General features: G+C 72.4%; 11 protein-coding genes and 1 pseudogene. All 12 read right to left on the reverse strand.

Annotation, left to right across the window (positions count from 1 at the left end):
• Window positions 1-116 precede the first annotated feature (116 nt).
• Window positions 117-887 carry an ABC transporter ATP-binding protein gene (locus tag ACLQ24_RS25260; protein ID WP_425894196.1) on the reverse strand — a complete coding sequence of 257 codons (771 nt, stop codon included), beginning with the start codon at window positions 885-887 and terminating at the stop codon, window positions 117-119.
• A complete protein-coding gene (locus ACLQ24_RS25265; RefSeq protein WP_425894197.1) occupies window positions 887-1,630 on the reverse strand; it encodes an ABC transporter ATP-binding protein in 744 nt (247 codons plus the stop codon). The genes ACLQ24_RS25260 and ACLQ24_RS25265 overlap by 1 nt, the downstream gene beginning before the upstream one ends.
• The gene (locus ACLQ24_RS25270; protein ID WP_425894198.1) at window positions 1,627-2,643 is read right to left on the reverse strand and encodes a branched-chain amino acid ABC transporter permease; all 1,017 of its coding nucleotides are present in this window, start codon (window positions 2,641-2,643) and stop codon (window positions 1,627-1,629) included. The genes ACLQ24_RS25265 and ACLQ24_RS25270 overlap by 4 nt, the downstream gene beginning before the upstream one ends.
• The gene (locus ACLQ24_RS25275; protein ID WP_425894200.1) at window positions 2,640-3,536 is read right to left on the reverse strand and encodes an ABC transporter permease subunit; all 897 of its coding nucleotides are present in this window, start codon (window positions 3,534-3,536) and stop codon (window positions 2,640-2,642) included. Before ACLQ24_RS25275 ends, ACLQ24_RS25270 begins: the two co-directional genes overlap by 4 nt.
• The gene (locus ACLQ24_RS25280) at window positions 3,533-4,726 is read right to left on the reverse strand and encodes an ABC transporter substrate-binding protein (protein ID WP_425894201.1); all 1,194 of its coding nucleotides are present in this window, start codon (window positions 4,724-4,726) and stop codon (window positions 3,533-3,535) included. Before ACLQ24_RS25280 ends, ACLQ24_RS25275 begins: the two co-directional genes overlap by 4 nt.
• A 44-nt stretch (window positions 4,727-4,770) precedes the next feature.
• Window positions 4,771-5,175 (reverse strand): roadblock/LC7 domain-containing protein, encoded by a 405-nt coding sequence (locus tag ACLQ24_RS25285; RefSeq protein ID WP_007460021.1) that lies wholly within the window; start codon window positions 5,173-5,175, stop codon window positions 4,771-4,773.
• 16 nt (window positions 5,176-5,191) lie between these two features.
• A complete protein-coding gene (locus tag ACLQ24_RS25290) occupies window positions 5,192-7,573 on the reverse strand; it encodes a sensor histidine kinase (protein ID WP_425894202.1) in 2,382 nt (793 codons plus the stop codon).
• A 254-nt stretch (window positions 7,574-7,827) separates the two neighbouring features.
• Window positions 7,828-8,319, reverse strand: coding sequence for a helix-turn-helix transcriptional regulator (locus tag ACLQ24_RS25295; RefSeq protein WP_425894203.1), 492 nt, complete (start codon window positions 8,317-8,319; stop codon window positions 7,828-7,830).
• Between the two features lie 241 nt (window positions 8,320-8,560).
• Window positions 8,561-9,856, reverse strand: a complete 1,296-nt coding sequence (locus tag ACLQ24_RS25300) for a cytochrome P450 (RefSeq protein ID WP_425894204.1) — start codon at window positions 9,854-9,856, stop codon at window positions 8,561-8,563.
• A 386-nt stretch (window positions 9,857-10,242) separates the two neighbouring features.
• Entirely contained in the window at window positions 10,243-13,158 is a 2,916-nt protein-coding gene (locus ACLQ24_RS25305) for a glycosyl hydrolase (protein WP_425894205.1), read from the reverse strand.
• Window positions 13,159-13,306: 148 nt separating this feature from the next.
• The gene (locus ACLQ24_RS25310) at window positions 13,307-13,465 is read right to left on the reverse strand and encodes a hypothetical protein (RefSeq protein ID WP_425894206.1); all 159 of its coding nucleotides are present in this window, start codon (window positions 13,463-13,465) and stop codon (window positions 13,307-13,309) included.
• Window positions 13,466-13,515: 50 nt separating this feature from the next.
• Window positions 13,516-13,626, reverse strand: a pseudogene (locus ACLQ24_RS25315) (DUF1223 domain-containing protein); the annotation flags it as partial.
• Window positions 13,627-13,752: the final 126 nt, after the last annotated feature.

The following is a 13,752-nucleotide window of genomic DNA, read 5'->3' on the forward strand; positions in this document are numbered from 1 at the left end:
CTATTTGTCGAGGACCTTCCATCGACGTGTCTCGGCGTGACGTTCCGCCCCCACCCAGTTACCCGACAGTCTCTGAGAGGGGATCGGTGTCCGCCCGACGCCGCAGATCTCGTGACCTACGGGCCGTCCGTCCAGAGCCGTGGGGTCGCTCCGGTGGCCGGGGTTGTCGGGGTGGCGGCGATGCCGACCATCGCCTCCAGGCGGCCGGGATCGCTACGTGCCTCGGCGGTCGGCCGGTCGTAGACCACCCGGCCGTACTCGAGCACCGCCACCCGGTCGGCGGTCTCGATCGCGTGCCGGAGTTGCTGTTCGACGAGCAGCACGGTCAACCCACTGGCGGCGAGGTGACCGACGAGGTCGCGGACCCGCGCGGCCAGGTCGGGTGCGAGCCCCTCACAGGGTTCGTCGAGCAGCAGCACCCGTGGCTGGCCGAGCAGCGCGCGGGCGATGGCCAGCATCTGCTGCTCGCCGCCGGAGAGTTCGCAGCCACGGTGTCGCAGGCGTACCGCCAGGCGCGGCAGCAGCTCGAGGATGCGGGCCACCGTCCAGCCCTCGCCGTCGGGAGTCGCGGTCCGCCACGGCGCCGCCGCCAGAACGAGGTGCTCGGCCACCGTCAACCGGGAGAAGACCCGCCGGCCCTGCGGGACGAGGCCGACGCCGGACTGGGCGATCCGGTGGGGCTGCCGTCCGGCCACGTGGACGCCGCCGATCTCGACGCGCCCGCTGGAGGCGCGTACCAGCCCGGCGATGGTGTGCACGAGGGTGCTCTTGCCGGCGCCGTTGCGGCCCACCACAGCCTGGATACAGCCCGGCGGCACCCGGAGGTCGACGTCGTGCAGCACGATCCCCCCGGCGTAGCCGGCGCAGAGCCGCTCCACGTAGAGCATCAGGACACCCCGTCGGCGTAGGCCCGCCGCACCAGCGGCGAGGTACGGATCTCGTCCGGTGTGCCGGCGGCCAGTGTCCGGCCGTCGCGCAGCACGGTGACGGTGTCGCAGAGGGCGTACACCAGGTCGAGATGGTGCTCGACCAGCAGCACGGCGACCTGCCGGGGCAGCGCCGCCAGCAGCTCGGCCAGCCGGCCGACCTCGGTGGCCGACAGCCCGGCCGCCGGCTCGTCGAGCAGCAGCAGGCGGGGACGTCCGGCGAGGGCCATCGCGATCTCCAGCTGCCGACGCTGCCCGTGTGCGAGGTGACCGGCGGGCACCGTCGCGAGGTCGGACAGGTCCAGCTGGTCGAGCAGCGCCGCGGCGCGCCGCCGCGCGGCGTCCCGGGTGCCACCGGGCCACCACTGGCGCCGCCGGATGGTGCGGGGGAGCGCGGCGACCTCGATGTTCTCGGTCGTGGTGAGGGTCGCGAAGACGGCGGGCCGCTGGTGGGTCCGGTTGATGCCGCGGCGGGCCCGTGCCGCCGGACCGAGCCGGCTGACGTCGCTCCCTGCGAAGCGCACCGTGCCGTGCTGCGGGCGTGTCGTCGCGCCGAGCACGTTGAGCAGGGTCGTCTTGCCGGCCCCGTTGGGCCCGATCAGGGCGTGCCGCTGGCCGTCGTGCACGCACAGGTCGACGTCGGTGAGCGCGGCGAGCGAGCCGTACCGCACGGTGACCTTCTCGGCGCTGAGGAGGCAGCTCATACCCGTAGCTCCGGTGTGCGGGTGGCCGTCGATGCCGGCCGGTCCGGAGTGGGAGCGGGTTGCCGGGACCCGCCGGGCGGGCGGCGGACCCGCGTGACGCCGACGGGCAGCAGGTAGACCGTCGCCACGAACAGCGCGCCCAGCACCAGCGGCGCGTGACCGGGTAGCACCCCGAACAACCAGTCGCGTACGGCGATGACGAGGACCGCGCCTACCAGCGCGCCGCCGACCGACACGGTGCCGCCGATGACGACGCCGAGCAGGAGCAGCGCGGACGTGTCGAAGCCGAAGTCGGCGGGGGAGATGTACTGCTGGGCGACGACGAGCAGGGAGCCGGCCGCGCCGGCGATCGCCCCGGCGGTTACGTGCGCGCCGGACAGGTACAGCGGCACCCGGTGCCCGCTGGCCCGCAGTCGCGCCTCGTCGTCGCGTCCGGCGCGCAGCAGCAGCCCGCCCCGGGTCCGCACCAGCAGCAGGACCGCGCCGACCAGCGCCGCCACGACGATGAGCGTGTAGACGTACCGGGCCCGGTCGGAGGCCAGGACCGGCATCCCCCACAGTGGACGTATCGGCGTGATTCCGGCCAGTCCGTCCGTTCCGCCGGTCACCGACCGCCAGCGGCCGAGGACGGTCACGACGAGTTCGCCGATCGCCAGGGTGATCATCAGCACGATGACGCCCCGGGCCGGCACGACCAGCGGCAAAGTCACGGCGGCGAGCGTCGCTCCGGCCAGCGCCGCCACGGCAACCTGCACCACGCCGACGTCGGAGACCTGGCTGCCGAGCACCGCGCTGGCGTACGCGCCGGCGGCGTACGGTGCCGTCTGGCCCAGCGTGGGCATGCCGGCGACACCGGTGAGCAGGGCCACGCTCACCCCGACCAGACCCAGCGCGAGGGTCCGGGCGAGGAGCGCCGCGGTGTAGTCGTCGACCACCCACGGGGCCACGACCAAGCCGGCGAGAACGAGCGTCGCGACGGCGGCGCGTACTCGGCGGATCACCTCGTCCCTCACGTCGCCGCCCACCGTACGGCCAGGCCCCGCGCCCGTACGGCGAGCACGGCGGCCATGGCGGCGAACAGCAGGAACGGGGCGGCGGACGGCAGCAGCGCCACGCCCAGGGTCTGGATCTCGCCGACCGCCAGCGCCGCGAGCAGGGTGCCCACCATGAACCCGAGGCCGCCGAGGACGACCACGACCAGCGACAACAGCAGCACCGTGTCGGCGGTGTCCGCGCCGGGTCCGATGATGGGCGCGCCGAGGACCCCGGCCGCGCCGGCCAGCGCGCCACCGGCGGCGAGCACGCCGACCCGGATGCGCGCCGGGCTCACACCCAGGCACGCGACCATCTCCGGGTCGTCCACGGCCGCGCGGACCAGCATCCCGGCCCGGGTCCGCCGCACCGCCAGGTAGAGACCGGCCGCGAGGGCCGCCGCCACCGCGATGAAGACCAGCCGGTACGCGCCATAGCGGTGCCCGGCCACCGCCACCGACCCGTCGAGGGCGGCTGGCACCCGCACCTGCGGATCGTCGGGGCCGAAACCGGCGACGAGGAGGCTGCCGCCGGCCAGCGCCACCCCGAAGGTCAGCAGCGCCTGGGTGAGGTGGTTGCCGGTGGCGACCGGCGTGAGCAGCCCGGCGAGCACCACACCCGCCGCGGCGGCGGCCAGCACACCGACCCCGAGCGCCAGGGCGACGCTCGCCCAGCCACCGTCGAGCAGCGCCGCGGCGCTGTAACCGCCGATCGCGTAGAGCATGCCGTGTGCCAGGTTGAGGATGTTGGCGACGCCGAAGCAGAAGACCAGGCCCGACGCGGCGACGAACACGAGCAGCCCGTAGGCGACACCGTCCAGCGCCGGGATGACGTACGGGTCGATCTGGTTCGTGCCGGCCGCCACCGTGATCACCGGCCGACGGTCGCGAGGTCGCCCACGACGGTGTTGGACAGCGCCCGACCGTCCTGGCGGACCTGGCGCAGGTACCACTTCTGCACGGGCGAGTGGGTGACTGTGGAGAATTGCCACGCGCCGCGCGGGCTGGCGATCTGCCCGAGCTTGCCGATCTGCGCGTTGATGGCCTCCGGCGTCGGGTTGCTCCCGGCGGCGCCGACGGCACGGTCGAGTACCGCCGCCGCGTCGTACGACGCCAGGGCGTACGTCGTCGGCGAGCCGTCGTGCTTGGCCTTCCACACCGCGACGAAGTTGCGGTTCTCGGCGTTGTCGAGGTCGGGGGAGTAGTTGAGCACGGAGTAGATGTCCCGGGCCGCCTCGCCCTGGGCGTTGAGCACGCCGCCCTCGGTGAGGAACCCGGCCGCGTACAGCGGGATGTCCTTGATCTCGGACTGCGCGTACTGCTTGACGAAGTCGACGGCGGCGCTGCCGGCGTAGAAGGTGTAGACCGCCTGCGCGCCGGAGGCCTTGATCCGGGCGAAGTACGGCGTGAAGTTGGTGGTGGCCGGGAACGGGGTGAAGGTGGTCTTGCCGTCGGGGTTGGCGAGCGTCCCGCCGGCCTTGGCGAACGCCTCGGTGAAGCCGCGCAGTTCGTCCCAGCCGCCCTGGTAGTCCGGGCCGATGGCGTACACCGAGCCCTTGACGTTGTCCTTGACGTGCTGGGCGATCGCGGCGCCCGGTTCGTCCGAGAGGTACGAGGTGTGCCACACCCGTTCGACGTCCTTGATCTCCGGCCGGCCGTTGGAGCCGACGAGCGGGACCTTGGTCTCCTGGAGCAGCGGGTAGACGCCGGCGACCGAGCCGCCGCCGACGATGCCGGTGAGCGCGGCGACGCGGTCCTGCTTGAGGAGCTTGGTCGCCGCCGGTACGGCGGTCGCGGCGCCGTTGCCCTCGTCGGCGACGACGAGGTCGACCTGTCGGCCGCCGAGCTTGCCGTCGTGGGTGTCCAGGTACAGCTCGAAGCCGTCGCGGATCTCCTTGCCGACGGACTGGTACGTCCCGGACAGCGACGCGAGGAGTCCGATCTTGATGGGCCCGCCGCCGGTCGTGGCCGGTTCGTCGTCTGCGCAGGCCGTGCTCACGGTCAGCACGAGCGCGAGCAGCGTGGCGCCGACGGCACGGCTGCGCGCAGGGGTGGTGAGGGACATGTCGTCTCCAGGGGAAGAGGAGGAAGAGGGGTCGGTCGGTGGGGTCAGCGGCTACGGGCGAGCGCCGCTCGGGCTGCGGGGGTCAGCGCGTCGCCGATCCGGTTCGCCAGCTCCGTCATCTCGTAGGAGACCTTGCCCACGTCGCACTCGGGCGCGGCGAGCACGAGCAGCGACGCCCCGTCGTTGAAGGCCATCGAGAACATGAATCCGCCTTCGAGCTGGGTGACGTTGGAGATCACCGCCCCGGCGTCGAAGAAGGCCGCCGCGCCCCGCAGCAGGCTGACCAGGCCGCTGCCCGTCGCGGCGAGCTGGTCCGCCCGGTCCGGCGGCAGGTCGCGGGTGGCGGCCACCATCAGGCCGTCACTGGAGATGGCGATCGCATGGCTGACCTCGGTCGCGCGCTCGGCGAAGCTGTCCAGCAGCCAGCCGAGGTCCTGGTGGTCGGTCACGTGCTCTCCCTGTCGGTCACGAGTTGCCGAGGTTGATCGGGGTACGCCGGCGGGCCGCCACTCCGCGCGCGTACGCGGCCATCGCGGTGGCGACCTGGGCCGGGTCGCGGTATTCGGAGCGCTGCTGCTGCGTGGACACGGTGACGCCGCCGGGCACCAGATGCCGCTGAGGTTGGCGTTTGGGTAGGCCGGAGGTGGTGGTCACGGCCACGTCGGGCGTCTGCGCCTGGGCGGCGGTACGCCAGGCGTCGTCGGCGGGGCTGGACCATTGGCGGCCGTTCGGCGCGTCCACGACGTCGGTGTGGAACCAGTGGTTGACCTGTTCGAAGATGAGCAGCTCCTCGGTCGGCGCGTCACCGGCGTCCACGCGGGGCGTCGGGCGGAACACGGGCGCCGCCGGCAGCGTCCGCGCGGCCGGGGCGTGCCCGGCGGTCGGTTCCGGGCCCGGCCGGTACGGGGGCGGGGCCGTGGACGTGCGGGCGGCCCGCCGCGACAGTCGGCCGGGCGCGAGTAGGTACTCCTCCGGCGGCAACGATCGGATCATCGCCGCGGGCAGCGTCGCCTCGGCGAGGGTGCCGCGTCGGGGACCACGGCGCAGTTGGACGCTGGCGCCGAGGCGGGCGGCGAGCTGTCCTACGACGACCAGGCCCATGGCCCGGACGGCGGCGACGTCGATGGCGGGTGGTCGGGCCAGCAGGTCGTTGAGTTGCTGCAACCGCTGCGGAGGCAGGCCCACGCCCTCGTCGCTGATCTGGATGATGACGCGGTCGCCGAGGCTGCGGCCGCTCACCCAGGTTTCGCTGCCCGGCGGCGAGTACGCAGTCGCGTTGTCCATGAGTTCGGCGAGCAGGTGCACGACCTCGTCGACGGACTTGGCGGCCACCGCGACGTCGCCGTCGATCATGCCGAGCCGGATGCGCGCGTAGTGCTCGATCTGGGACAGGGCCGCCTGGAGCACCTGTTGCAGGGGGACGTCGTGTTGGCGTACCCGGCCGACGCCCACGCCGCCGAGCACGAGGAGGCTGGCGTTGATCCGGCCCATCCGTGTGGCCAGGTTGTCGAGGGCGTAGAGCTGGTGCAGGCGGTCCGGGTCGGTCTCGTCCCGTTCGACCCGGTCGACCTGGGCCAGGACGGCGTCGACGAGCCGCTGTTCGCGCCGGCTCAGGTGGATGAAGATGTCGGCGGTGTTGGCGCGCATGACGGCCTGCTCGGCGGCGGTCCGCACGGCGGCCTGGTGCACGGCGCTGAACGCCTGGCCGAGTTCGCCGATCTCGTCGTCGCTGGACGGTTCGAGGGCGGCCGTGGACTGTTCGCGGGCCAGCTCGTCGGGGTCGACGCTGGAGCTGTCGGGGCGTTGCAGCCGGGCCACCACGGCGGGGAGCTGTTCGAATGCGACGGCGTTGGCCGCGTCGCGCAGGCGTCGCAGCCGGCGGGTGATCTGCCGGGCGACGGCCCAGGTGACCAGGGCGGTCAGCAGCAGCGCCAGCAGGACGCCGACGGCCTCGGCCACGGCCCTGCGGCGCTGGTCGGTGTACGCGGCCCGCACGTCGTCCAGTACCGCCACGTCGACGCGCCCCCGCAGGTCGGCCAGGCGGGCGGCGCGCTGCTGTGTCGTGGTGACCCAGTTGGCGGTCTGCAGGCGCAGCGGCGACCCTGGCTGGGCGCGGCTCACCTCGTCCTGCATCCGTTGCAGGGCGAGCGCCTCCTTGCCGGTGCCGGCCTGCTCCCACCAGAGGCCCCACTCGGCCGGGGCGAGGGCCAGGAACGACAGGCTGGACTCGGTGTAGCTGGTGCGGGCGGCGGTGATGTCCTGCTGGGTGGCGGGGGTCAGCTCGCCGGCCGCCACGGCCCGCAGGACGGCCACCTGCTGCTGGCCGATCGCCTCGGCGGTCTTCGACAGCGCGGCCGAGGCCCGGATGCCGTCGGCGAGCCGGGCGTTGACGACGCCGTGCGAGACGTTCTCCCGGACGGTGATCAGGTCGGCGATGGCGATGCGGTAGCTGAACGTCATCGCGGACACCGAGGCGTGTTCGGCCGTGCGGACCTGGGTGCGCAGCGGCGCCAGGCCGTCCAGCGAGGCGTCGACGCGGTGCAGGAGCGTGGCGTTGGCGTCGGTGGGCACCCGGTCGCGCTGCCTGCGGTAGCGCGCGACGGCGGCGTCGGTGGCGGCCATCTCCGCGCCGAACGTGTCCTGCTGTTCTCCGGCGGCGTTGGTGAGCAGGTCGGCGGCCGCGGCCCGTTCGCGTTGCAACCGGTACGCCAGGTCACCGGCCTCCGCGCCGAGGCGTGCCAGCACCTCCAGGTCGCTGGCCCGGGTCGTCTGGCGCGCGCTCTCGGTCAGCGCGAGGCCGGCGAAACCGATCACGGCCACCAGTGGCGCCGCCACGATGAGGCGCATCCGCCCGGCGATCTTCCAGCCGCGTTGTCGGGCCGGGTAGGGTCGGGCCGCGTGGGACCTCGTGCTCGACGCCAAAATTGACTCCCGCGACTCGTCGATGACGGTCTATACGCACCTTGCCGAATGCAAGTCCCATTCGGCCGGAACCCGCGCTCGGAGGCCAGACCTCGCGGTGGTACAAACTGGCCGTACCAGCATCTGTACCCAGAGTCAGCGACCGGTGGCGCCCCGCGTCCGGTCCTGCATGGACGGGCTCAGCGCTGGTCGTCGAGGTGCTCGGTGCCGCGACGGGGGTCGTGACGCGAGTCGGTGTCGTCCAGGTCGGGTTGGCTGCTGAGCACCTGGCCGATCAGCTCGCGCAGCTCGTCGATGGCGTCCACCACGGCGCCCGGGTCGCGCGCGTCGCGCCGACCGCGCTGGCGCGGCACCGGCGGATCGAGGCGCGCCCGGTCCGGCAGGCGTGGGCCCCGTCGTCCGTCGGCCGCCAACTGTTCGGCCGCGACCAGCGGCCACAGCGAGGCCAGTCGGCCGCCGGTGTCGAGCACGTCGTCGCAGCGGACCGCGAACTCGTGGCTGCCGAAGCGGCGGCCCGACTCCACCGCCGCGACGGTCTCCCGGCTGAACCGCACCAGGTCCGCCAGGGCGCGCTGGGTCAGTCCCCGTCGGACCCGGCAGGTGCGCAGTTCCCATCGGAACTGTTGGCTGGGCGCGGAGTGAGCAGCGCTCGACGGGGGCGTGTGCTCCATGCGCTCACCTTCGTGGCACCCGCGAATCAGCAACGGGTAGCGGATCGAGTCTGGCCGATTGGCTGAACATTCATAGGGAGCAATTCTTAACCCTCGGGACGATGGGTGTGAAGACGTACGCCGCGATGGATCGTCAGGAAAAGCGCGCGGGTCCTGCGCATGGGTGTCGGGCGCGTCCTGCCGATCGGACCCTTCCGCCTCGGCTCGGCCCGCACGTCAGCGCCGCCGGACTTCCGCACGATCAGGCTGCCTGAGCCGCCTGGGCGGGGGCCGGTTGACTCACCTGCGGCGCGTCGGCGGGCGTCCGGACGTCGATCGTCGCGAGGAGACTGTCGTGCGCCCGGAACGAGACATTGGGTTTGAACGAACGGCGGTGTTCGGGTGCCAATTGGAGGCCGGGAATGGCCTCGGCCAGTTGTGTCAGAGCGATGCCGGCCTCCAGTCGCGCCAATGCGGCACCAATGCAGAAATGCGGCCCGTGACCGAATGACAGGTGGTCGGCGGCGTCGGTGCGGTGCTCGTCGAATCGGTCCGGCTGGGCGAACACCGAGGGGTCCCGGTTGGCCGCCCCGATCATCAACAGGCAGCGTGCGCCCGCCGGGATGGTGACCTCGCCCAGGGTGACGTCCCGACGGGTCACCCGCAGCCAGCCGTCGATGGCGGGCGCGAACCGCAGGGTCTCGGTCACGAAGCCGAGCGCGGACCGTGGGTCGGCGACCAGGGCCTGCCACCGGTGCGGGCTGGACAGGGCCGCGTCGAGCGCGTGGGCGAGCAGCCCGGCGGTCGTCTCGTGCCCGGCCACCAGGAGGTTGAAGGCGAGGCTGGCCACCTCCGGCACGGTCAGCACGTCGTCGTCATCGTCCCGGTAGGTCAGCGCCCGGCTGACGAAGTCGTCACCGTCGCCTCCACTGTCGAGCCGCTGCCGCACCAGGTCCTGGCAGTAGCGCCAGAACTCCAGCAGACCGCGGGCCAGATGTACCTGCTCGTCCGGGTCCGGTTGCCCCCAGATGAGGGCGACCTGGCCGTCCGCCCACCGCCGGATGCGGTCGACGTCGGCGTCGGGAACCCCGAGGATGTCGAGGATGACCAGCAGCGGAAGCTCGGTGGTGAACCCGCTGACGAGATCCACCCGTCCGCCCCGCTGGGCGACGAGCCGGGACACCAGGTCGTCGACGCGCCGGCGGACGATCCGGCCGTACTCGGCCTCGGCCCGCTCCGCCGTGTTGGCGAAGGTCGCGCGCAGGGCACGGCGGGTGCGGGGGTGTGTCGGTGGGTCGGCGGCGGCCGTGGTCGGGGGCGCGTCGATCTGCGTGATGACGCTCATCGCCTCCGGGCAGACCTCGTAGACCGGGGCGAGGGTGAGGGCGTTGCCGAACGTCGCCGCGTCGGCCAGGGCGCGCCGCACGTCCGCGTGGCGGCTGATCAACCACAGGCCCAGATCCTCGGCGTAGAGCGCCCGGTCGGGATCGTCGAGAATGCGCCGCCAGGCGCCCGCCGGATCACTGAGGTAGGCCCCGGAGTATGGACTCAAGTGCATCGAACGCCTCCTGACATACCGCTGTCAATTAGCGGCGCTCGCATTTTGTCAGTCGCGCGAGGCGGGCCGACAATGGTGGGCATCCGCCGCTTACTCCTCACGGTGCGCTGCTCCGATGCGCAAGTCAAGATTGGTGCCTATCTATTTATAAGCGCTGCCAATTGTCGAATGCAGAACCGTACCGGCGGTGACCGCCTGCACCTTGCACCTCGGCGCTTGCCGGTTCCGTCGCGCCCGCGCAACGGCCGACCGGCTCGTGCCACCCGCCCCGGGGAGCACGAGATCGCACGCCCCATCCCCGGGCAACGATCGCCCGGGACACGGGTGACGCCACGACGGCTCGCCGCCGGTCGAGGTGCGACCGACGGCGGGCGCGTACGGACGGATCAGGAGTACGGGAGGCGAAGCACCGACTGGTTGCCGATGCCCAGGGTGGTGGGGTTGTTGCCGATGGCCGACCAGACCTCGACCCGGACCGTGCCGTTGCTCAACGTGCCCAACGTCCCGGTGGCCGAGGCGAGGCCGGCGCTCTGGGTGTAGTGCTCGTAGCCGACGACCGGGTCGGTGGCGAAGTAGCGCCAGGTCTCCGTCCGGTCCCAACTGCCGTTGCCGGTCAGGTCGTAGGAGACCCGCACCTGCACGCCGTTGCCGACCGCCGTGCCGGCGTCCAGGAACAGGTCGAACGCGGTCTGGGCCCCGGAGTAGGTGAGGTGCAGGCCGGTCGCGGTGAAGACCTGGGCGTTCGTCGGCGTACCGTCGTGGTTTCCGTCGGCGGCCGCGACCGTGGTCGTGGCCGCGCTGCCGGCGTTGCCCAACCCTCCACCAACGAGCAGGTACCGCGTCGGCGAGCCCGAGCTGGGCGGCGGCGTGGTCGGCGGTGCCGTCGTGGGCGGGGCGGTGGTCGGCGGCGCCGTGGTCGGCGGCGCCGTGGTCGGCGGCGCGCTCGTGGGAGGTACGCCGCCGGAGGCGTTGCCACCGCTGAAGGTGTACGCCCCGGTGGTGGCCGTCCGCCCGGCCCCCACGGTGAGCCGCGTGCCGTTGGAGAAGGTGACGGTGATCGGGCTCGCGGTCGGGTTCGACGCCACGTAGGTGCGCGCGCCGTTGCGAGAGAAGACCGCGCTGAGTGGGTGGTTGGCGCTGACCGACGTGTCGAGGGTGCCCAGCGCCGCGAGGTTACGGATCCAGTGGAAGGTGTGCGCCCGGCTCTCGCCCTCCTCCGGGGTGTAACCCGGGTTGGCGCGCAGGTTGGCCAGGGCCGCGTCGGGGTCGCCGAGGGCCTGGAACTGCCACAGGATGTCCTGCCACACCGTCGGCGGTCCACCGTTGTTACGGACCAGCTCGGCATAGTTGGTGCGCACGTACGCCGGGTTGCTGCCGAGGTAGAGGTGCCCGCCGGTGACCGGCAGCAGGTTGATGCCCTGGATCATCTCAGGCTCGCCGCTGAACCAGGTGGCGTACGCCCCGCCGTCGCCCCAAACCATGCCGACGGTGGAGTGCCCGAAGGTGGCGGGGAAGTTCTGGTCGCTGACGTCGAACCAGTACTCCTGGATGGCGGCGGCCTGCGTCGTGTAGAGGAAGACGCCGGCGTCGCGGACGGCGGTGTCACCGGTGACCTGCCCCCACTGGATGAGGGCGTTGGCGAAGTTCATCCCCTCCGAGGACGACTCCTGGTTGTTGCCGGAGCCGAACGACCCGTGCCCGGACGCCCAGTCGTGCCCGGCGTAGATGTCGAAGTCCCGCAGGTAGGGAAAACGGGTGTCGTCGCGGCGGTAGTTGTTGGCGTCACGGATCAGCAGGTCCACCATGCCGCCGTAGCGGCTGCTGGCGGCCCACGTCGGGTCGAACTTGGCCAGCGTCGCCGCGGCGGCGATGAAGTAGCCGTAGTGGAAGTGGTGGTCGTTGAGCTCCTGGTCGGAGCCGTACGACGCGGGATAGCCGATCAGGGTGCCCCAGTTGGCGTCGTAGTAGAAGACCCGACTGGTCTTGCCGCTGGAGGCGGTGAACCAGTCGGTGAGGGTGCCGCGGATCGCGTTCAGCGCGCTGTCCCGGGTGGCGGTGTCGTTGACCAGGTCGGCGATCTCGGCGATCCGGGCGGCCCGGCCGAGCCCCTTGCCGGTCCAGTACGTGTCGTTGCCGCGCTGGTCCATCGGGTTACCCCGGGCGGCGGCGAGCTGGCCGGTCAGTGTGGACAGGTCCGATCCGCTGCCGTCGCCGACGGCCGGCAGCTCCGGCAGGACGCCCTGGAACGTCATGGCGGTACGGAACTGGCTGATCCCGGTCAGGACCTTCATCCTGCCCCGGGCCGACGGGTAGGTCGGCGTGATCGGGGTCGAGCCGGCCAGTGACTTCCACTGGTGCGGGTAGAGGCTGACCACGGTCTGCGTGGCGCTGCCCTCGCGGGCGGTGGTGGTGAAGGCGTACGTCGTGCTCAGGCCGTTGGTCGACGGGTCGTAGGCGTAGGAGACCCGGGTGCCGGTGACGTGGGCGTGCGCGTACCGGCCGTAGGTGCTGGCCAGGTCGGTACGCTCGCTGGCGCTGCTCGTCGGGGGCAGCAGGGCCACCGAGAAGTAGCCGCGACCGGCCAGGGTGGAGGAGGTGCGGCCACCGCTGACGGTCCAGCTCGCGCCGCTCGGGGCGTACGCCACGTAGTCGTGGCCGTTGACGCGGAAGCCGATGGTGGCGCCGCTGTTGGACCACACCTCGGCGGTGCCGGACGTGTCGATCACCGCGTCGCCACCGCTGGCCTGGAAGTACGCGAACGGCAGGCCGTGGCCGATGGTGGCGCGCAGGGTGCGGCTCCCGTCGCTCCAGTACGGGCTGACCGTCCAGTCGGTCCAGCCGTCGACCTTGACCTGTCCGGCGGCGAGCCCGGCCACGCCGACGCGGATGTCCTGCACGTACGGGTAGTGGTACTCGCCGACGCCGGTCGCGGTGCCGCTGATGGCCGGCGTGGAGTTGGCGGAGAAGCCGAGACCGTCGGTGAACGTGTCGTAGGAGGTCGGGTGGGCGTGCAGGGGCTCGCTGAAGGCGCAGTCGGTACGCTTCCACAGCAGCGAGGACCACCAGTCGTTGGTGGGCACCGCGCCGGCGGGCGCGTTGGCGGTGGCGAACTGCCGGGGGTTGCTGGACATCTGGCCGCACCCGGTGGGGAGCGCGCCGACCGGGGTGGTGGTGTAGCTGCCGGCGCCGACGGGTGCGGCCTCGGCGGTGCGGGTGACGGGGATCGTGAGGCCGCCGACGACCAGGGCCAGGGCGGTGGCGGCTGCCAGCGCCCATCGGCGGTGGGGGACGGGAGGTTTCATGGTGCCTCCATCGCGCGTCCGGGCGCGGACCGTGCCGCCCCGGCGCCGTGCGTCGGAATTGTGGAAAACGTCGACTGAGAGAGCGCTCTCTCACTCGGCACGGTAATCGACCGTCCAGATTCCCGTCAATGTGTCGGCCCGACAGGCGTCAGCCGGCCGCCGTAGCCAGGTCGACGGCCGTGGCGCCGACGATGGCCCGGTCGCCCTCGCGCTGGACGTGGCCGATCACCGTCGCCTGGGCGGGGTCGAGATCCGGCGGCGGTACCACCTCCATCTGACCCCGCTCGACGTCGAGGGGCGCCGACACTCCACGGTGCCGTTGACGATCATCTGCGGGGTGTACAGACGCCCGGAGCCGGACGCGCGGGCGTACGCCTCCTGCCGCGCGGTGTACGCCGCGTCCGCGAACTGGTCCGGCCAGCCCAGATCATCCCAGTAGTCGACGTGGAAGCGGCCCTTGAGGACCAACGGCGCTGGATCCGGCGCTTACGACTTGGTGCGCGATTGATGTCTGGTTAGGCTTGCATGGGCGGTTCGGTGGGTGTGGTTCACCGCTCGGCGGCGCGGTCGGATACCAGTCCCGTGATGGCGAGG

Origin of the sequence: Micromonospora sp. DT4, from assembly GCF_049841675.1 — a bacterium.
In the GTDB taxonomy this organism is placed as follows: domain Bacteria; phylum Actinomycetota; class Actinomycetes; order Mycobacteriales; family Micromonosporaceae; genus Micromonospora.